The sequence below is a fragment of the Variovorax sp. VaC1 genome (assembly GCF_043658315.1).
Classification (GTDB): Bacteria; Pseudomonadota; Gammaproteobacteria; order Burkholderiales; family Burkholderiaceae_C; genus Variovorax.
Map to the genome: position 1 here is coordinate 85,562 of NZ_JBIGLT010000001.1, position 17,149 is coordinate 102,710.

Annotated in this window: 19 protein-coding genes and 4 tRNA genes; 17 read left to right on the forward strand and 6 right to left on the reverse strand. The window is 65.7% G+C overall.

Annotated features, from left to right (window positions below):
• Positions 1-19: 19 nt before the first annotated feature.
• The 8 genes from ACGLHS_RS00410 to ACGLHS_RS00445 are packed head-to-tail and all read left to right on the forward strand — an operon-like array spanning position 20 to position 7,717.
• On the forward strand, positions 20-1,075 hold the full coding sequence (locus tag ACGLHS_RS00410) for a branched-chain amino acid ABC transporter permease (RefSeq protein ID WP_394475865.1): 1,056 nt from the start codon (positions 20-22) through the stop codon (positions 1,073-1,075).
• Positions 1,072-2,859: an ATP-binding cassette domain-containing protein gene (locus tag ACGLHS_RS00415; RefSeq protein WP_394475867.1), complete on the forward strand. Its 1,788-nt coding sequence runs from the start codon at positions 1,072-1,074 to the stop codon at positions 2,857-2,859. The genes ACGLHS_RS00410 and ACGLHS_RS00415 overlap by 4 nt, the downstream gene beginning before the upstream one ends.
• Entirely contained in the window at positions 2,856-3,587 is a 732-nt protein-coding gene (locus tag ACGLHS_RS00420) for an ABC transporter ATP-binding protein (RefSeq protein WP_394475869.1), read from the forward strand. The genes ACGLHS_RS00415 and ACGLHS_RS00420 overlap by 4 nt, the downstream gene beginning before the upstream one ends.
• Complete coding sequence (locus ACGLHS_RS00425) at positions 3,577-5,166, forward strand: ATP-dependent acyl-CoA ligase (protein WP_394475871.1); 1,590 nt, start codon at positions 3,577-3,579, stop codon at positions 5,164-5,166. Before ACGLHS_RS00420 ends, ACGLHS_RS00425 begins: the two co-directional genes overlap by 11 nt.
• Positions 5,167-5,170: 4 nt before the next feature.
• On the forward strand, positions 5,171-5,917 hold the full coding sequence (locus tag ACGLHS_RS00430) for an SDR family NAD(P)-dependent oxidoreductase (protein WP_394475873.1): 747 nt from the start codon (positions 5,171-5,173) through the stop codon (positions 5,915-5,917).
• Between the two features lie 53 nt (positions 5,918-5,970).
• Positions 5,971-6,747: an SDR family NAD(P)-dependent oxidoreductase gene (locus ACGLHS_RS00435; RefSeq protein ID WP_394475875.1), complete on the forward strand. Its 777-nt coding sequence runs from the start codon at positions 5,971-5,973 to the stop codon at positions 6,745-6,747.
• Positions 6,744-7,274, forward strand: coding sequence for a MarR family winged helix-turn-helix transcriptional regulator (locus tag ACGLHS_RS00440; RefSeq protein ID WP_093236697.1), 531 nt, complete (start codon positions 6,744-6,746; stop codon positions 7,272-7,274). Before ACGLHS_RS00435 ends, ACGLHS_RS00440 begins: the two co-directional genes overlap by 4 nt.
• Before the next feature lie 5 nt (positions 7,275-7,279).
• Positions 7,280-7,717, forward strand: a complete 438-nt coding sequence (locus ACGLHS_RS00445) for a thioesterase family protein (RefSeq protein WP_256327130.1) — start codon at positions 7,280-7,282, stop codon at positions 7,715-7,717.
• Between the two features lie 8 nt (positions 7,718-7,725).
• Here the strand turns inward: ACGLHS_RS00445 and ACGLHS_RS00450 are convergent, their stop codons facing one another.
• Positions 7,726-8,121, reverse strand: a complete 396-nt coding sequence (locus ACGLHS_RS00450) for a hypothetical protein (protein WP_093236699.1) — start codon at positions 8,119-8,121, stop codon at positions 7,726-7,728.
• Positions 8,122-8,283: 162 nt separating this feature from the next.
• Here ACGLHS_RS00450 and ACGLHS_RS00455 point away from each other — a divergent pair, with 162 nt between their 5' ends.
• The 5 genes from ACGLHS_RS00455 (at position 8,284) to ACGLHS_RS00475 (ending at position 9,908) form a co-directional block, all read left to right on the forward strand.
• On the forward strand, positions 8,284-8,472 hold the full coding sequence (locus ACGLHS_RS00455; protein WP_394475880.1) for a hypothetical protein: 189 nt from the start codon (positions 8,284-8,286) through the stop codon (positions 8,470-8,472).
• Positions 8,473-8,861: 389 nt separating this feature from the next.
• A tRNA-Arg gene (locus ACGLHS_RS00460) sits at positions 8,862-8,938 on the forward strand.
• Positions 8,939-8,976: 38 nt separating this feature from the next.
• Positions 8,977-9,186 (forward strand): short-chain dehydrogenase, encoded by a 210-nt coding sequence (locus tag ACGLHS_RS00465; protein ID WP_093236701.1) that lies wholly within the window; start codon positions 8,977-8,979, stop codon positions 9,184-9,186.
• A 33-nt stretch (positions 9,187-9,219) separates the two neighbouring features.
• Positions 9,220-9,293, forward strand: a tRNA-His gene (locus ACGLHS_RS00470).
• Between the two features lie 51 nt (positions 9,294-9,344).
• Entirely contained in the window at positions 9,345-9,908 is a 564-nt protein-coding gene (locus ACGLHS_RS00475) for an HNH endonuclease (protein ID WP_394475882.1), read from the forward strand.
• Positions 9,909-9,996: 88 nt separating this feature from the next.
• Here ACGLHS_RS00475 and ACGLHS_RS00480 read toward each other — a convergent pair whose 3' ends face one another.
• Positions 9,997-10,173 carry a hypothetical protein gene (locus ACGLHS_RS00480; protein ID WP_176800976.1) on the reverse strand — a complete coding sequence of 59 codons (177 nt, stop codon included), beginning with the start codon at positions 10,171-10,173 and terminating at the stop codon, positions 9,997-9,999.
• A gap of 273 nt (positions 10,174-10,446) precedes the next feature.
• Between ACGLHS_RS00480 and ACGLHS_RS00485 the strand changes: the two genes are divergently transcribed.
• A complete protein-coding gene (locus ACGLHS_RS00485) occupies positions 10,447-10,875 on the forward strand; it encodes a hypothetical protein (protein ID WP_394475885.1) in 429 nt (142 codons plus the stop codon).
• Positions 10,876-10,960: 85 nt separating this feature from the next.
• On the opposite strand, the gene ACGLHS_RS00490 is transcribed toward ACGLHS_RS00485, so the two are convergent.
• Together ACGLHS_RS00490 and ACGLHS_RS00495 are read right to left on the reverse strand one after the other, a co-directional pair.
• Complete coding sequence (locus ACGLHS_RS00490) at positions 10,961-11,149, reverse strand: hypothetical protein (protein ID WP_394475888.1); 189 nt, start codon at positions 11,147-11,149, stop codon at positions 10,961-10,963.
• Between the two features lie 260 nt (positions 11,150-11,409).
• Positions 11,410-11,485 (reverse strand) — tRNA-Lys (locus ACGLHS_RS00495).
• Between the two features lie 152 nt (positions 11,486-11,637).
• On the opposite strand from ACGLHS_RS00495, the gene ACGLHS_RS00500 reads away from it, so the two are divergent.
• The gene (locus tag ACGLHS_RS00500) at positions 11,638-12,345 is read left to right on the forward strand and encodes an SDR family NAD(P)-dependent oxidoreductase (protein WP_394475891.1); all 708 of its coding nucleotides are present in this window, start codon (positions 11,638-11,640) and stop codon (positions 12,343-12,345) included.
• A 53-nt stretch (positions 12,346-12,398) separates the two neighbouring features.
• Here ACGLHS_RS00500 and ACGLHS_RS00505 read toward each other — a convergent pair.
• Positions 12,399-12,474 (reverse strand) — tRNA-Ala (locus tag ACGLHS_RS00505).
• A gap of 90 nt (positions 12,475-12,564) precedes the next feature.
• On the opposite strand from ACGLHS_RS00505, the gene ACGLHS_RS00510 reads away from it, so the two are divergent.
• Positions 12,565-13,431: an alpha/beta hydrolase gene (locus ACGLHS_RS00510; protein ID WP_394475893.1), complete on the forward strand. Its 867-nt coding sequence runs from the start codon at positions 12,565-12,567 to the stop codon at positions 13,429-13,431.
• A gap of 33 nt (positions 13,432-13,464) precedes the next feature.
• On the opposite strand, the gene ACGLHS_RS00515 is transcribed toward ACGLHS_RS00510, so the two are convergent.
• Positions 13,465-14,442, reverse strand: a complete 978-nt coding sequence (locus ACGLHS_RS00515; protein ID WP_394475897.1) for a GMP reductase — start codon at positions 14,440-14,442, stop codon at positions 13,465-13,467.
• A gap of 206 nt (positions 14,443-14,648) precedes the next feature.
• Here ACGLHS_RS00515 and ACGLHS_RS00520 point away from each other — a divergent pair, with 206 nt between their 5' ends.
• Entirely contained in the window at positions 14,649-17,075 is a 2,427-nt protein-coding gene (locus tag ACGLHS_RS00520) for a UvrD-helicase domain-containing protein (RefSeq protein ID WP_394475899.1), read from the forward strand.
• Positions 17,076-17,149: the final 74 nt, after the last annotated feature.

Consider the following 17,149-nt stretch of genomic DNA (forward strand, 5'->3'; position numbering starts at 1 on the left):
TTTTTGAAGAGGGTTTTCTATGACATGGGACGTGGCGCTGATTCTCGTCACCGATGGCCTGGCCAACGGTGCCGTCTATCTGCTGGCCGGGCTCGGGCTGGTATTGATCTTTTCCGTCACGCGGGTGGTGTTCGTGCCGTTCGGCGACATCGCCGCCTTCACGGCGCTGACGCTCGCGGCCTTCGAAACCGGCCGCGTGCCGCCGACCATCGGCCTTGTCGCCACGCTGGCGGTGCTGGCCATGGCCACGGAAATTGGCAGCCTGCTGCGGCGCGGTGAAGCGGCGCGCATTCCCAGGGCGGTGCTGATGTGGGGCGTGCTGCCGGCCTTGCCTTGCGTGCTGGCGTGGATGGTGGCCCGCCCCGGTATTCCGGTGGCGGTGCACATCGCGGTGGCGGTGCTGCTGGTGGTGCCGATTGCGCCGCTGCTCGCACGGGTGGTGTTCCAGCCGATCGCGGATGCGTCGGTGCTGGTGCTGCTGATCGTGTCGCTGGCGCTGCACTTCCTGCTGTCGGGCCTGGGCCTGTTGTTCTTCGGGCCCGAAGGCTCGCGCACCACGCCGCTCACCGACGCGATGTTCACGCTGAGCGACGGCTTCACGGTCAGCGGCCAGGTGGTGCTGATGGTGGGCGCGGCCATCGTGCTGAGCGGGCTGTTCTTCCTGGTGTTCGAGCGCACGGTGGCGGGCAAGGCACTGCGCGCGACGGCCGTGAACCGGGTGGGCGCGCGGCTGGTCGGCATCCGGCCGGTGCGCACGGCGCTGCTGGCCTACGGCTGCGCTTCGCTGCTCGCAGGCCTCATCGGCGTGCTGATCGCGCCGGTGACGACCATGTACTACGACTCGGGCTTCATCATCGGCCTGAAGGCCTTCGTGGCCGCGATCATCGGCGGGCTGGTGAGCTACCCGATGACGGCCGTGGGCGCGCTCGCGGTCGGCGTGGTGGAAAGCTTCGCCTCGTTCTGGAGCGGCGCGCTGAAGGACGTGATCGTCTTCAGCCTGCTGATACCGGTGCTCATGCTGCGGTCGTTCATGGCGGTCCATGCCGAAGAGGAAGAAGACGAGGTGGACCAATGAACGCGAACCGCAAACGCACGGCGTGGATCGGCGCGCTGGTCGTCGTGCTGGCCCTGGTGCCGGCGCTGGCGGGCAGCTTCACGGTGTCGCTGCTCAATGACATCGGCATCGGTGCGCTGGTGGCGCTCGGGCTGGTGCTGCTTACCGGTGTGGGTGGCGCCACCTCGTTCGGGCAGGCGGCCTTCGTGGGCATCGCGGCCTATGCGACGGCCTGGCTGACGACCACGCAGGGCATGTCGCCATGGATCGGGCTGCTGTTCGCATTGCTGCTCACGGGCTTGTCGGCCCTGGCAATCGGCATGCTCACGCTGCGGCTCGGCGGGCACTTCCTGCCGCTGAGCACCATCGCCTGGGGGCTGTCGATCGCGATGCTGTTCGGCAACGTCGATGCGCTCGGCCGCCACACCGGCCTGTCGAACATTCCGGCTCTGCAGATCGCGGGATGGTCGCTGGCGGATCCGCGTGCGATGTACTACCTGATCTGGGTGGTGGTCGGGCTGGCCTGCCTGTTCAGCCACAACCTGCTGCAGTCGCGGCCGGGGCGCGCCATTCGCGGGCTGCGCGGCGGCGCCACGCTGCTGGCCAGCGTGGGGGCGGACGCCTACCGCGTGCGGCTCTCGCTGTTCGTCACGGCCGCGCTCTTCGCGGGGCTGGCCGGCTGGCTCTATGCGCACATGAACCGCTTCGTGAGCCCGTCGCCCTTCGACGTGCGCGCCAGCATCGAATACCTGCTGATGGCGGTGGCCGGTGGGCTCGGCCAATTGGCGGGCGCGCTGGTGGGCGCGGCGCTGGTGCTGGTGCTCAAGAACGGCTTGCAAGATGTGCTGCCGATGCTGACGCAACGCGCGGGGCAATTGGAGGCGGTGGCCTTTGCCGCGCTCTTCATTCTGCTGCTGCACTTTGCACGCGGCGGCGTGATGGGCCTGCTGCGGCGCTGGACGCGCCGTCGCGCCGGCACGCAGGGCGCATCGCGCCACGACGCGCCACCGGTGGAGCCGCTGCCGCATCGCCAGTTGCCCGAGCGCGGCACGCAGGTGCTGTCGGTGAACGGCGCGGTCAAGCGCTTCGGCGGGCTGGTGGCGGTCAACGACGTGAGCTTCGACGTGAAGGCCGGCGAGATCGTCGGTCTGATCGGGCCCAATGGCGCGGGCAAGTCGACCATGTTCAATCTGCTGACCTGCACGCTGCCGATGAGCGCGGGCCAAGTGCGTTTTCTGGCACACGACATCGGCGGCATGCCACAGCGGCAGGTGGCGCGGCTGGGCCTGGCGCGCACCTTCCAGCACGTGAAGCTGCGCCCGCACATGAGCCTGCTCGACAACGTGGCACTGGGCGCGCACTCGCGCACCCGCTCGGGCATCCTGAAGGCGGGGTTGCGGCTCGACCGCACGGAGGAAGGCCAGATCCTGCAGGAGGCGCAACGCCAGCTCGACCGCATCGGCTTGGGTGACCGCGCGCACGAGCTGGCGGGCAGCCTGCCGCTGGGTACGCAGCGCATTCTGGAGATTGCGCGCGCACTGGCCGCCGACCCGGTGTTGCTGGTGCTCGATGAACCGGCGGCGGGCCTGCGCCGCAAGGAAAAGATGGCGCTTGGCGATCTGCTGCGCAAGCTGCGCGAGGAGGGCGTGACCATCCTCATCGTGGAACACGACATGGACTTCGTGATGAAACTGGTGGACCGGTTGGTGGTGATGAACTTCGGCTCCAAGCTCGTGGAGGGTGTGCCGTCGGCGGTGCGCGCCGACGAGCGTGTGCAGGCGGCTTACCTGGGGAGCGTTGTATGACTGCGATGCTGGAGATTGGTGACCTGCATGTGTCCTATGGGCAAGTGGAGGCGGTGCGTGGTGTGTCGCTCGACCTGCAGCACGGGCAGATCATTTCAGTGATCGGCCCGAACGGTGCAGGCAAGACCACGCTGCTGGCTGCTGCGATGGGCCTCTTGCCATGCAAGGGCACGCTGCGTTTCGAGGGCGAAGACCTGCAGGGGCTGGACGTGGAGGCGCGCGTGGAGCGCGGCCTGTGCCTCGTGCCCGAGAAGCGCGAGCTGTTCGGCGAACTGACCGTGCTCGACAACCTGCAGCTCGGCGCCTACGCCAAGCGGCTGCGCGGCGATGCGATGAAGAAGCGGCTGCAGTCGGTGTACGACCGCTTTCCGCGCCTTGCCGAACGGCGCGCGCAACGGGCCGACACGCTCTCGGGCGGCGAGCGGCAGATGCTGGCGGTGGGGCGCGCGTTGATGTCGGCGCCGCGCCTGTTGATGCTCGACGAACCGAGCCTCGGGCTCGCGCCGCTGATCGTGCGCGACATCCTCACCATTGTGCGCAAGCTGCGCGAAGACGGGGTGTCGATCCTGCTGGTGGAGCAGAACGCGCGCGCCGCGCTCGAAAGTTCCGACGAAGGCTATGTGCTGGAGACCGGCGAGATCGCGCTGTCGGGCGCCTCGGCCGAACTGGCGAGCGACCCGCGTGTGCAGGCGACTTATCTCGGCGGGGGCACGCACGATGACGAGTGAGGCCCGCGCGATGCCGCCCGCGCAGCGCACGCTGCCTGCCATGCTGCAACGGCAGGCCGAGCGGTTCGGCGCGCGGCCTTTGCTGCGCATGGCGGGGCGCGAATGGACGCATCGCGATGCGGCGCAGGCGGCGGCTGTCCGGGCCGGCGCGCTGGCCGAGGCCGGTGCGGTGCGCGGGGATCGGATCGCCGTGATGTGTGGCAACCGCATCGAGTTTCTCGAAACCTTTCTCGGGGCGGGTTGGATGGGCGCGTCGGTCGTGCCAGTCAACACGGCATCGATGGGACCGCAGGTCGAATACTTCCTGGCGAACAGCGAAGCGAAGTTGCTGGTGATCGAGGCTGGCTTTCTCGAGCGGCTTGTGACGGCGGACCTTGGGCGCACGGCGTTGCGCGAGGTCTGGGTTGTCGGCGAGGCGGGGCCTGTCGCATGGCAGGCGCCTGCCGGCGTGCGTGTGGTTCCGTACCCGCAAGGCGCTGATGCCGTGCCACCGGCGCCCGTTCAACCCGGCGATCCGCTCGCGATTCTCTACACGTCCGGCACCACCGGGCCGGCCAAAGGTGTGATCTGCCCGCATGCCCAGTACTTCTGGTGGGGCGTGAACAGCGCCGAAGTGCTCGGCGTTGGCCAGGACGACGTGCTGTGCACCACGCTGCCGCTGTTCCATATCAACGCGCTCAACACCTTCGCGCAGGCCGCGGTCACAGGCGCGGAAGTGGTGTTCGAGTCGCGCTTCTCGGCCTCGGGCTTCTGGCCCTCGATGCGGGCGAATGGCGCAACGGTGGTCTATCTGCTCGGCGCGATGGTGCCGATTCTTCTGGCGCAGCCGGAGGGCGAAGGCGAGCGGGATCACCGCGTGCGCATCGGGCTTGGCCCCGGCGTGCCTGCGGCGGCAGGGCGGGCGTTCAGGGCGCGTACCGGTGTCCCATTGCTCGAAGGCTACGGCTCGACGGAAACCAACTTCGCGATCGCCACCGCGCCCGACTCGCCGCGCGGCGGTGTCATGGGTTGGCTGCGCCAAGGTTTCGATGCACGCGTGGCCGATGAGGACGATGCGGCGCTGCCGCCCGGGGAGGCCGGCGAGTTGCTGTTGCGCGCCGATGAGCCGTACGCCTTCGCGAGCGGCTACTTCAACATGCCGGAGAAGACGGTCGAGGCCTGGCGCAATCTCTGGTTTCACACGGGCGACCGCGTGGTGCGCGATACCGACGGGGCCTTCCGCTTCATCGACCGCATCAAGGATGCGATCCGGCGGCGTGGCGAGAACATCTCTTCGTTCGAGGTCGAACAGGTGTTGTTGAGTCATCCGGGCGTGGCTTCGTGCGCGGTGTACCCGGTGCGCTCGGAGCTGGCCGAAGACGAGGTGATGGCCGCGCTGGTGATGCGCGAGGGCGTGCACGTCGATCCGGCCGAGCTGGCGCGATTCTGCGCGAGCCGCCTGCCGTACTTCGCCGTGCCGCGCTACATCGACCTGCTGCCCGACCTGCCGCGCACCGAGAACGGCAAGGTGCAGAAGTTCAAGCTGCGCGAGCGCGGTGTCGGGGCACAGACCTGGGACGGTCGGCCCGCGAGGTCGTAGGCCCATGAGCACCACGCTGCTGCCGCTTTCGGGACGCGTGGCGTTCGTGACGGGCGCGGGGCAGGGGCTGGGTGCCGCCATCGCGCGCGGGCTGGTGGGGGCGGGTGCGCGGGTGGTGCTGGCGGACATCGATCTTGGCAAGGTCGAGTCGGTCGCTGCATCTATGGACGGCCTCGCGCTGCCACTCGATGTGCGCGACGAGAGGGCGTTCACCGAATGCTTCGACAAGGCCGTGGCGCACTTCGGCGCGGTCGACATCATGGTCAACAACGCCGCACGCACGCCGACCACGTCGATCTGGGACATCACGCCGGAAGAATGGGACGAGGTGCTCGCCATCAACCTGCGCGGCAGCTTCTTCGGTTGCCGCATCGCCGGGCGCCACATGCGTGGGCGTGGCGAGGGGTGCATCGTCAATCTCACATCGATGGCGGGGCAGCAGGCCAGCACGGCGACCGGTGCGCACTATGCGGCGAGCAAAGCCGGGTTGCTGGCCATGACGCGTTCTTTCGCGCAAGCGCTGGCGCCGCACGGCGTGACGGTGAACGCACTGGCGCCGGCAGCCATCCTCAGTCCGGCGCTTGAAGCGATGGACCCTGAACGGCAGCAGGCCCTGAAGGCCGGCATTCCGCTCGGCCGCTTCGGCTTGCTCGAGGAGGTGGCGGCGGCTGTGGTCTATCTGACCTCGCCGGCTGCGGCCTTCATGACGGGCGCGACGCTGGACCTCAATGGCGGGCGTTTCATGCGGTGACAACCTGCAGGGACGTACATCGTTAAAATGATTCAGAACTAAAACATTCAGGTATGTACTCAAATTCACTGACTGGCCGCCATGCGCTCGTGACCGGCGCCGCGCGCGGCATCGGCGCGGAGATCGCCCGCACCCTGGCCGCCGAAGGCGCTGTTCTGACTTTGCTGGGGCGCGACCGCGATGCGTTGCAGCGCGTGGCCGACTCGCTCGCGGGCAGCGGCCATGGCGTGGTCGCTGCCGATGTGGCCAACCCGGAGGCCGTGCAATCGGCCTTTGCGCAGGCGCGTGCCGCGCGGGGCGCGATCGGCGTGCTCGTCAACAACGCCGGCGCCGCCGAGAGCGCACCGTTCCTCAAGACTTCTTTCGAGCTGTGGCAGCGGATGCTGTCGGTCAACCTGACCGGCAGCTTCCTGTGCGCGCAGGCGGCGTTGCCCGACATGCTCGACACCGGCTGGGGCCGCATCGTCAACATCGCCAGCACGGCGGGGCAGAAGGGCTATGCCTATGTGGCGGCCTATACCGCGGCCAAGCATGGCGTGGTCGGGCTCACGCGCTCGCTGGCGCTCGAAGTGGCGCGCAAGGGCATCACGGTGAACGCGGTGTGCCCCGGCTACACCGACACCGACATCCTGCGCAACAGCGTGGCCAACGTCGTCGGCAAGACCGGTCGCAGCGAAGCCGATGCGCTGGCCGAGTTTTCCAGCGTCAACCCGCAAAAGCGCATCGTGCAGCCGTCCGAGGTGGCCGACACCGTGCGCTGGCTGTGCGGCGAAGGTGCCGCATCGGTCACCGGCCAGTCGATCTCGGTTTCAGGAGGAGAAGTGACATGACACGCAACGACGCTTCACATGCCGTGCTGAGCGACGCCGAAGAACTCGGCCACGAGGCCCGCGCGGGCCATGAAGACCACGCGATGCTCAAGCTGTGGCTGCGCATGCTGGCCAGCACCACGCAGATCGAGGCCGAGATCCGTCGCCGCCTGCGCGAGCGCTTCGGCATCTCGCTGGCGCGCTTCGACTACATGGCGCAGCTCTACCGCTACAAGGACGGCCTGAAGATGCGCGTGCTGTCGCGCTACCTGATGGTGACCGGCGGCAACGTCACCGGGCTGACGGACGAACTCGAACGCGAAGGCATGGTGGCGCGTGCGCCCAGCCCCGACGATCGCCGCGCCTGGATCGTGAGCCTCACGCCCACGGGCCGGCGCACCTTCGAGACGATGGCGAGCGAGCACGAGCAGTGGATTCTGGAAATGTTCTCGGGCCTCGACATGAAGACCGTCAAGCAGATGCACAGCCAGCTGGGGTTGCTGCGCGTGCACGTGATGCGCGGCGAGCCTGCGGGTGAAGAGGGCTGATGACCGTGAGCGACGCCAACGCCGAATTTCTGCGCCCCCGGTTGATCCGGTTCTCGGATTGCGACCCGGCGGGCATCGTCTTCTATCCGCAGTACTTCGTGATGCTCAACGGTCTTGTCGAAGACTGGGTGAACGAGGGGCTCGGGCTCAGTTACCACGGGCTGGTGGCGCAGCGCCGCATCGGTCTGCCGACCGTGAAGCTCGAAGCCGACTTTCGTGCCGTGAGCCGCATGGGCGACCGGGTGACGCTCGGGCTCGCGGTGGAGCGATTGGGCTCGCGTTCGATGTCGCTGGCGTTGCGCTGCTTCGAACCCGTGTCGGGCGAGCTGCGCATGGAGGTGAAGCAGGTGCTGGTGACGACCTCTCTGGAGACGCACCGCGCCGTCGCCATTCCGGACGACATGCGCGCGGCCATCCTGCGCGACGCGCCCGCGCTGGGCTGAGCTTCAGTTCAGGGCTTTGGCTCTGCGGCGTCGGCGGCGTCCTGCGCGCGTTTCTTCAGCCAGCCGCTCAGCTCACGCTTGCCCTTGGCATTGGCTGTTCGCCATGCCTCGCGTGCGGCCGCGATGAAGCGCTCTTCGGCGGCGTCGGGCACTTCGGAGGGGCGATCTTCCTTGTCGAGCCAGCCGGGTTCGACGTCGCAGTGCCGCTCGATCTGCCGCGCGAGGTTGTCGCCGATGGGCCGGGCACTCTTGATCTGGCTCCACATGCTGGGGGAGACTTCGATCTTCTTCGCAAAGGCCTGGTCCAGCCCCTTGGCTGGCAGGCCCGCGGCAACGGCCTCTTCGAGAAAGCGGCGATGCAGCGCGAGAGCATTGCGACGGCGTGCGACGGTGATATTGGGCACTGTTCAAAAACAACAACGAGACAAAAAAAGATTGTCCCGGTTGTTGACGTCGCCGTAAACACTATTTACAGTTGCCTTCATTCGCGGCCCAGGCCGTCCCCTTTTCAACCCCTAACAGCCGACAGCGGCAATTTTTGACCAGGAACCATCGTGAACACAGCCTTGACTCTCACCAACATTCGACCCGCATCGGGCCGGGCGTTCGTGCGCGTGTGGTCGTGCGGCGGTTTCAACATGCTGTCGACCCCGTCGAACCTGCGCCAGAGCTACGTGCATGCCACGAAAGCCGCAGCAAGCCTGCGCGTTGGCAAGTTCGAGGATCTGGTGCTACCGGGTGGAGATTGCGCATAGGCGCACATCTTCCAAGCTCTCTCAAGCAGAGGCCCGGACACCGAAAGGTTCCGGGCCTTTTTGTTTTTTGCTTTGTTTGTTTGCTTGTCGTGCTTTGCCATTTCGGGTGTGCCTTCACCACACCGCCAGAGTCCACCGCGTAGACGGTCTGGCGGGATGTGCAGGAAAGTGATCACCCCTGTGCAGCGACGTCGTACGGGGCAGCGCCCAGCGCGCTGCCCGTCGCGTGAGGACACAACCGAAATGGAAAAGCGGGTCATTCATCCGTTTTTTCTCAACCCGACCCGAGCGGGACCGGGCCATGCAGATGGCCCTCCCGCGGAAACCGGCCGCAAAGATTGGGCGGCGCCGGAACTCGTAACCGGACACTTTTTGTTCTTGCTTTTCGACCCGCGTTAGCTCAATGGATCAGAGCACTTGCCTACGAAGCAAGGGGTTGCACGTTCGAGTCGTGCACGTGGGGCCATCTGTTTTGTTTTCTCAGTCACCAACCAAGGAGTCACCATGCGCAAGCGCAACACCCCGATCCGGATGATCACCGTGCGCCCGGCCCAGCCGCGCAAGCGCATGGTCTTCGCACTGGCCCGACGCTTCGGCATCGGCACCGATGCACGGCGCGAGACGGACAGCCTGTCTGCATCGCCTGGCCGTGGCGAGTGCCGCCTCGATGCCCTCGACCTCGACCAGCGCGTGCGCCTGCTGGGCGAGTGGTAGGTCGGCAGCCGGCTTTCATTCTTTCTTTCGATGGTGCATGTAGCTCAACGGCAGAGCCGCGGGTTGTGGTCCCGCTGACGACGGTTCGATTCCGTTCGTGCACCCCATTTGTTTTCTTCTTTTCCTGATTCAACCATCGCCGCGAAAGGAGGCGAGTCATGCACCCTCACGTCCTGCAACTCGATATTCAGGGCACGCCGCAAGCCTGGATTTCGCTGGAGCAGGCGGTGCTGCACTACGCCACCGGATCGGTCGCCTGGGAAGACGGCGACCTGCCGCTGGCCACGCTGCGTGGTGGCTTCAACGTGGCGCGCGGTGTGCAGTCGCGTGTCGACGTGGCGCCCATCATCGCGCTGCGTGGCGCGTCGAAGATCAACCTGTTCGACGTGGTGCCCAGCGTCACCAAGAGCAAGCTGCTGCGGCGCGACCGCCACACCTGCGCGTACTGCGCTGGTGTGTTCCAGGAGCGCGATCTGCAATGCGAACACGTGATGCCCGAGTCGCGTGGTGGCCCGTGGACGTGGACCAATCTGGTGAGCGCATGCGCGGTCTGCAACAACAGGAAGGCGGCGCGCACGCCCGAAGAAGCGGGCATGCCGCTGGCCTACCTGCCGTACGTGCCCAGCCGCTTCGAGAACTTCCTGCTCGAAGGCCGCAACATTCGCGCCGACGTGCACGAATGGCTGGCGAAGCGGCTGCCCAAGGGTTCGCGGCTTCAGTGAGGGCGCATCAATGCAGCTTGCCCGCGACCATGAGAAAAGCCCGCCGTCTTTAGGACGGCGGGCTTTTCTTGCGTGTACGAAGGACCGGTCAGCGCCCGATGCCGAAGAAGCGGTATGCCACCACGCCTGCTGCTGCAATGCCGCCTACAACGATGAAGACGAACTTTGTGAAGCGTCCGCTGTTGCGTTTCGAGCGAGTCCAATGTTCCGGACCAATCAGGTCGATGGGAACGGTGGGTTTGCCTATGTCGGAAGCCTTTTCCATGGGCGGAAATATAGCTCAGGCTTCAAAGCATGCGCCGGTGGCGGCCCTTTGCGTTGTTTCCCGGCAAGGCCATTGACGCCCGCTGCGAGCAGACAAAAAAAATACCCGCCTGAGCGGGCCAACGAGCTTTTCGCTTCGAAGTTTGATGTCCCTGTCGTTGTTGTTCTTGTGCTGCGTGACAGCAGGGACAAGATGCCACGTCCTACTGGCTACTTTTGTAGGGCAGGTCTTGAGTGGGCGTAAGCGACGAATAAAAATGTGAAAAATTGCCGTATGAACAAACAAATCATTCTCGAAAGCCTGACGCGCGCCTTGGAGAGCTGGATCCGCAATGCGTCAGCGGCGCAGCTCTGGCAGGTGCACCAAGAGGGAGGCCTGGGCGCGCTCGTTCATGCGGAGGGCGACATCGTCCAGGTCCGCATCACGCAGGGCGGCCCGCGCAGCCTGCTGTCGGACATCGGCAAGACCGATGGACGCCTGCCTGTCACCGAAGCATTTCGCGGCAGCGCAGTTGCGGATTGGGGCACGCCTCCGCCGCAAGGCAGCGATGCGCGCGCGCAGTGGTTCCTGTCGAGCGAAGTGGCCCAGGCGCATGCACGGCAGTACCTCGCGGCGGAAGTGAGCGAGAAGCACGATGTGCTTGTGCGCTTTGTCGACGACTGGGTCGCAGTGCAAGGCGGCGCGCAGGGCCTGGCTTCCTAGCCCGCGACTGTTGCAGGCCCGGACCACGCACCAGTTGATCGCGGTACATCGATGGCTCGCCGTCGATGGACAGCGTCGTGTGTTCTCAATCTGGATCGACCATGTGCTCGAGCGCGGCCGTGCCGAAGGGCGGCGCGATGACGACGTCGAACGATTCGAAAAGCCGATGCCACCGCTTGCGCAATTGCATGCGCCGGTCAAGCAGGAGCAGCCATTCATGCGCGGAGATATGTGCATCGCACAGTTCGAGGGCGCCTATCTGGTGCGCGCCCATCCAGTGGATCCGACAGATGCGTGTCGATGTGCGCGACCGCACGCGACAGCAGATCGAGATAGCGAACCGTCTGTGTTCTCGATGCTGTGAAGGCGTCTTGCTGCATGGCAGCGGGATTGTTCCAAACAACAGACCGCACGACGTGTCCGCGTTTGCTCGATGGACCCGGTCCATGCCTGCCGACCGATGCACGGCGCGCCAATGAAAAAAGCCTGCTACCGGTGAGGTAGCAGGCTTTTCAGCGTTTCCGCAATGTTGGTTGGTGGGCCCTGAGTGACTCGAACACTCGACCTACGGATTAAGAGTCCGCTGCTCTACCAACTGAGCTAAGAGCCCTTGCTTTGAAAACGTTTTGCGTTTTCTGGCAAGACCACGAGTATATCCCAGAATTTCGGCTTGTCCAAAAAATTTATGAGTCGCAGCGTTAGGATGCGCCATCCCCGATGGGGCACGGCCCCTCCACCTCCATCTCTACCAGGAGAATTTCGATGAGCGATGCAAGCACCACGCCCCATGTTCTGATCACCGGCGCCGCGGGCGCGCTGGGCCGTGCGGTGGCGCAGCACTTCCTCGAGCAGGGCGCGCGTCTCGCGCTGGTCGATCACCACGCGGGCCGACTGGCCGAAGTGTTCCCGGGCCTCGACAACTCGCAGCACCTGTTGCTCGCGGGCGACGTGACATCGGCGCCGGAGATGGCCGGTCTTGCCGAGCAGGCGCTCAAGTCTTTCGGCCGCGTCGACGTGCTCGTGCACATCGCGGGCGGCTTCGAGATGGGCGAGGCGACGCATGCGCTCACGCGTGCGAGCTGGGACCGCATGATGAATCTCAATGCGTGGTCGTTCGTCGCGGTGACGCAGGCGGTGCTGCCTTCGATGATCGAGCGCGGCGCCGGTCGCGTCATCGCCGTAACGGCGAAGGTGGCGGCGCGTGGCGTGCCGGCGATGGCCGCCTACATCGCGTCGAAGAGCGCGCTGCAGCGTCTGGTCGAAGCGATGGCGGCCGAGGCGGCGCCGCATGGTGTCAATGTGAACAGCGTGGCGCCCAGCGTGCTCGACACGCCGGCCAATCGCCAGGCGATGCCCGATGCGAACCCGTCCGACTGGGTCTCGACTTCCGTTGCGGCGCAGACCATCGGTTTTCTTGCATCGCCCGCGGCAGCCGCTCTTCATGGTCAGCATCTGACGCTCGATACCTGAGCCGGAAAAAAGAAAAGGGCCCTGGCGATTGCCAAGGCCCTTTTCAAATCGGTTGGTGGAGAGGAGGAGGATCGAACTCCCGACCTCCGCATTGCGAACGCGGCGCTCTCCCAGCTGAGCTACCCCCCCAACGCAAGGCGAATTTTAACCAGAACTGCCGTTTTGGCGCAGGCCTTCATGCCAAGATGCGCGCCTCTCGAAACAAGGAGCAGGAACCGCATGGCCTCGTACGATCCCGCCTGGCTGGAAGGCATGTACAACAACCTCGCGCGGGTCAAGAACCACCCGGTGTACTTCGAGCGGTGGGCGCGCGAATCCGCCGCGGCACGCGACAACCTGCCCGGCCGGATCGACCTGCCTTACGGCGCCGGCCCGAACGAGACGCTCGACATCTTTCCTGCACCGGTGCCCGATGCGCCGGTCCTGGTCTTCATCCATGGCGGCTACTGGCGCGCGATGGACAAGAGCCAGCACTCCTTCATTGCCCCCGCGTTCAACGACCGCGGCGTGTGCGTGGTCGTGCCCAACTATGCGTTGTGCCCCGGTCCTGCCGAACAACCCGTGACCGTGCCGGGCATCCTGTTGCAGATGGTGCAGGCGCTCGCGTGGACATGGCGCCATGTTGCGGCCTACGGCGGCGATCCGTCGCGCATCACGGTGGCCGGACACTCGGCGGGCGGGCACATGGCCGCGGCCTTGCTGGCCTGCGACTGGAAGGCGGTCGCGCCCGACCTGCCCGTGCAACTGGTGCGCAACGCGCTCTCGATCTCGGGCCTGTACGACCTGCGGCCGTTGCAGCGCACGCCGTTCCTGGAGAACGTGCTCAAGCTGACGGATGCAGATGCGCGGCGCGCCAGTCCTGCGCTCTGGCCTGCGCCTTCACGCGGCCAGCTCTACGCGGCGGCCGGTGGTGGCGAGAGCGCGGAGTTCATTCGCCACAACGCGATGATCCGTGAGGCGTGGGGCCGCAACACCGTGCCGGTGTGCGAAGTGCTCCCGGGGCTGAATCACTTCGACGTGGTCGACGCGATCGCCGATCCGGCCCACGTGCTGCACCGACATGCGGTGAAACTGCTCGAAGCCTGACGACGACCCGCGGCGCAGCCCCTCGGGGCCGCCTTACATCAGCAGGTGTTCGCCTTCGTTGGCGCCGCCCAGCGTGACGTAGTTGACCTTGCGGATGTCCATCAGCGTGCGGCCGCCCGCGTAGCTGATCGAGCTTTGCACGTCCTGCTCCATCTCGATGAGCGTGTTGGCCAGCTTGCCCTTGATGGGTTCGAGGATGCGCTTGCCCTCGACGTGCTTGTACTCGCCCTTGTTGAAGTCGCTGGCCGAACCGTAGTACTCCTTGTAGAGCACGCCATCGACATCGACCGTCTTGCCCGGCGACTCTTCATGCCCCGCGAACAGCGAGCCGATCATCACCATCGACGCGCCGAAGCGCACGCTCTTGGCAATGTCGCCGTGGTCGCGGATGCCGCCGTCGGCAATGATCGGCTTGGTTGCCACGCGCGCGCACCACTTGAGCGCCGAGAGCTGCCAGCCACCCGTACCGAAGCCGGTCTTGAGCTTGGTGATGCACACCTTGCCCGGGCCGATGCCCACCTTGGTTGCGTCGGCGCCCCAGTTCTCCAGGTCGATCACGGCCTCGGGCGTGCCGACGTTGCCGGCAATCACGAAGGACTTCGGCAGCTTTTCCTTGAGGTAGCCGATCATGTTCTTCACGCTGTCTGCATGGCCGTGCGCGATGTCGATCGTGATGTATTCGGGCGTCAGACCCTCGGCCACCAATTGGTCGACCGTGTCGTAGTCGGGCTTCTTCACGCCGAGCGAGATGGAGGCGAACACGCCCTTGCCCTGCATGTCCTTGACGAACTTGACGTTGTCGAGGTCGAAGCGGTGCATGACGTAGAAGTAGCCGTTCTGCGCCAGCCACAGGCAGATCGACTCGTCGACCACCGTCTTCATGTTGGCCGGCACCACCGGCATGCGGAATGTGCGCTCGCCCAGCTTCACGCTGGTGTCGCACTCGGAACGGCTCTCCACGCGGCACTTGCGCGGGAGCAGAAGGATGTTGTCGTAATCGAAAATTTGCATGACCAGGCTCCTGAAAGGAATCGTTGAACAGAACGAATGAGCGCTTGGTCCGGCCGGTTTTCGCGGCGTCTTCTGCAAAGAAGACGCCCACAAAAAACCGGGCGCAAGAAACTTGGGCCCGGTGATTGAGTTTACGCGGTCTCGCGGCGGCAGGTCTTCCGCTTCTTCATATAACCCGCATACGCAGTGGTTTCTACAATCGAGGGATGTTGTTTAACGATCCTGCGGCTGACGCCCATCCTGCGGACCTGCCGCTGCTCCATAACCTGAACGCGGAGCAACTCGCCGCGGTCACACTGCCGGCGGGCAACGCGCTGATCCTCGCGGGCGCCGGCTCGGGCAAGACCCGCGTGCTCACCACCCGCATCGCATGGCTGCTCCAGACGGGGCAGGTTTCCGCCGGCGGCATCCTCGCCGTGACCTTCACCAACAAGGCGGCCAAGGAAATGATGACGCGGCTGACGGCGATGCTGCCCGTCAACGTGCGCGGCATGTGGATCGGCACCTTCCACGGCCTATGCAACCGGCTGCTGCGCGCCCATTGGAAGCTGGCCAACCTGCCCTCGACCTTCCAGATCCTCGACACGCAAGACCAGCTTTCGGCCATCAAGCGCCTGATGAAGCAGTTCAACGTCGACGACGAGCGCTTTCCGGCCAAGCAGACGCAATGGTTCATTGCAGGCGCCAAGGAAGACGGCCTTCGCCCCGGCGACGTCGAAGTCCGCAGCGACGACGACCGCAAGAAGGTCGAGCTGTACCAGCTCTACGAAGAGCAATGCCAGCGCGAAGGCGTGGTCGACTTCGGCGAGCTGATGTTGCGCAGCTACGAACTGCTGCGCGACAACGACCCGGTGCGCGAGCACTACCAGCGGCGCTTTCGCCACATCATGATCGACGAGTTCCAGGACACCAACCGCCTGCAGTACGCGTGGATCAAGATGCTGTCGGGCAACGTGGTCGCGGGCCAGTTCACGCCGAGCGGAAGCAACAGCGTGATCGCCGTGGGCGACGACGACCAGAGCATCTACGCCTTTCGCGGCGCACGCGTGGGCAACATGACCGACTTCGTGCGCGAGTTCGATGTGCGCCACCAGATCAAGCTGGAGCAGAACTACCGCAGCTACAGCAACATCCTCGATTCGGCCAACGAACTCATCAGCCACAACAAGAAGCGCCTGGGCAAGAGCCTGCGCACCGACCAGGGTCCCGGCGAGCCGGTGCGCGTGTACGAGTCGCCCACCGACCTGGCCGAAGCGCAGTGGATGGTCGAAGAGATGCGCCAGCTGGCGCGCGACGGCTTCGAGCGCAAGGAAATGGCCGTGCTCTACCGCAGCAACGCGCAGAGCCGAGTGATCGAAACCGCGCTCTTCAATGCCTCGGTGCCGTACCGCGTGTACGGCGGCCTGCGCTTCTTCGAGCGCGCCGAAATCAAGCACGCGCTGGCCTATCTGCGCCTGCTCGAGAACAAGGACGACGACACCAGCTTTCTGCGCGTCGTCAACTTTCCGCCGCGCGGCATCGGCGCGCGCACGCTCGAAACCCTGCAGGACGCGGCACGCGCGGCCGGGCGCTCGCTGCACGACGCGGTGAGCGTCGTCGGCGGCAAGGCCGGCACGAACCTCACCGGCTTCGTCGCCAAGATCGACGTGCTGCGCGAGCAGACGCAGGGCGTGAGCCTGCGCGAGATCATCGAGCTGGTGCTCGATCACAGCGGGCTCATCGAGCACTACAAGGCCGACCGCGAAGGCGCCGACCGTGTCGAGAATCTGGAAGAACTCGTGAATGCCGCCGAGAGCTTCGTCACGCAGGAAGGCTTTGGCCGCGATGCGGTGGCGTTGCCGGTCGACGAACTGCGCCAGTCGCCGGCCAGCCAGGGCATCGACCTGACACGTGCGGTGATCGACGAGCCGCTCGCACCCGACGCCGAGACCGGCGAAACGCTGAGCCCGCTGGCTGCCTTCCTCACGCACGCCGCGCTCGAATCGGGCGACAACCAGGCGCAGGCGGGGCAGGACGCGGTGCAGTTGATGACCGTGCACGCGGCCAAGGGCCTGGAGTTCGACTGCGTGTTCATCACCGGCATGGAAGAGGGCCTGTTCCCGCACGAGAACTCGATGAGCGACTTCGAGAGCCTCGAGGAAGAGCGCCGCCTGATGTACGTGGCCATCACGCGCGCACGCAAGCGCCTGTACCTGAGCCATTCGCAGACGCGCATGCTGCACGGCCAGACCCGCTACAACGTCAAGAGCCGCTTCTTCGACGAACTGCCCGAAGGCGCGCTCAAGTGGCTCACGCCCAAGAACCAGGGCTTCACGCCGTCGGCCTTCGGCTATGGCGGCGGCTATGCCAGCACGCGCGGTGGTGGCGGCGCCTACAGCGGCGGCAGTAGCTATGGCGGCGGTAGCAGCTATGGCGGCAACAAAGAAACTTTCGCCAGCCCACCGGTGCCGCCGCAAAAGGCAGCGCCGTCGCACGGCCTGCGTTCGGGCATGCAGGTGTTCCACAACAAGTTCGGCGAAGGCACGGTGGTGGCACTCGAAGGCACGGGCGACGATGCACGTGCGCAGGTCAAGTTCACGCGCCACGGCGTCAAGTGGCTGGCGCTGTCGGTCGCCAAGCTCACGCCGGTTTGATTGCGCTACTAAAACTATAGCTAACAGCGCAGGCAGGACGGGCGCCAGAGCGCCCCTTGTCCTGAACGGCCGTA

Coding starts and splice junctions, on each gene's coding strand:
- ACGLHS_RS00410 (WP_394475865.1), top strand. CDS start 20: ATGACATGGGACGTGGCGCTGATTCTCGTCACCGATGGCCTGGCCAAC.
- ACGLHS_RS00415 (WP_394475867.1), top strand. CDS start 1,072: ATGAACGCGAACCGCAAACGCACGGCGTGGATCGGCGCGCTGGTCGTC.
- ACGLHS_RS00420 (WP_394475869.1), top strand. CDS start 2,856: ATGACTGCGATGCTGGAGATTGGTGACCTGCATGTGTCCTATGGGCAA.
- ACGLHS_RS00425 (WP_394475871.1), top strand. CDS start 3,577: ATGACGAGTGAGGCCCGCGCGATGCCGCCCGCGCAGCGCACGCTGCCT.
- ACGLHS_RS00430 (WP_394475873.1), top strand. CDS start 5,171: ATGAGCACCACGCTGCTGCCGCTTTCGGGACGCGTGGCGTTCGTGACG.
- ACGLHS_RS00435 (WP_394475875.1), top strand. CDS start 5,971: ATGTACTCAAATTCACTGACTGGCCGCCATGCGCTCGTGACCGGCGCC.
- ACGLHS_RS00440 (WP_093236697.1), top strand. CDS start 6,744: ATGACACGCAACGACGCTTCACATGCCGTGCTGAGCGACGCCGAAGAA.
- ACGLHS_RS00465 (WP_093236701.1), top strand. CDS start 8,977: ATGCGCAAGCGCAACACCCCGATCCGGATGATCACCGTGCGCCCGGCC.
- ACGLHS_RS00475 (WP_394475882.1), top strand. CDS start 9,345: ATGCACCCTCACGTCCTGCAACTCGATATTCAGGGCACGCCGCAAGCC.
- ACGLHS_RS00480 (WP_176800976.1), bottom strand. CDS start 10,173: ATGGAAAAGGCTTCCGACATAGGCAAACCCACCGTTCCCATCGACCTG.
- ACGLHS_RS00485 (WP_394475885.1), top strand. CDS start 10,447: ATGAACAAACAAATCATTCTCGAAAGCCTGACGCGCGCCTTGGAGAGC.
- ACGLHS_RS00490 (WP_394475888.1), bottom strand. CDS start 11,149: ATGGGCGCGCACCAGATAGGCGCCCTCGAACTGTGCGATGCACATATC.
- ACGLHS_RS00500 (WP_394475891.1), top strand. CDS start 11,638: ATGAGCGATGCAAGCACCACGCCCCATGTTCTGATCACCGGCGCCGCG.
- ACGLHS_RS00510 (WP_394475893.1), top strand. CDS start 12,565: ATGGCCTCGTACGATCCCGCCTGGCTGGAAGGCATGTACAACAACCTC.
- ACGLHS_RS00515 (WP_394475897.1), bottom strand. CDS start 14,442: ATGCAAATTTTCGATTACGACAACATCCTTCTGCTCCCGCGCAAGTGC.
- ACGLHS_RS00520 (WP_394475899.1), top strand. CDS start 14,649: ATGTTGTTTAACGATCCTGCGGCTGACGCCCATCCTGCGGACCTGCCG.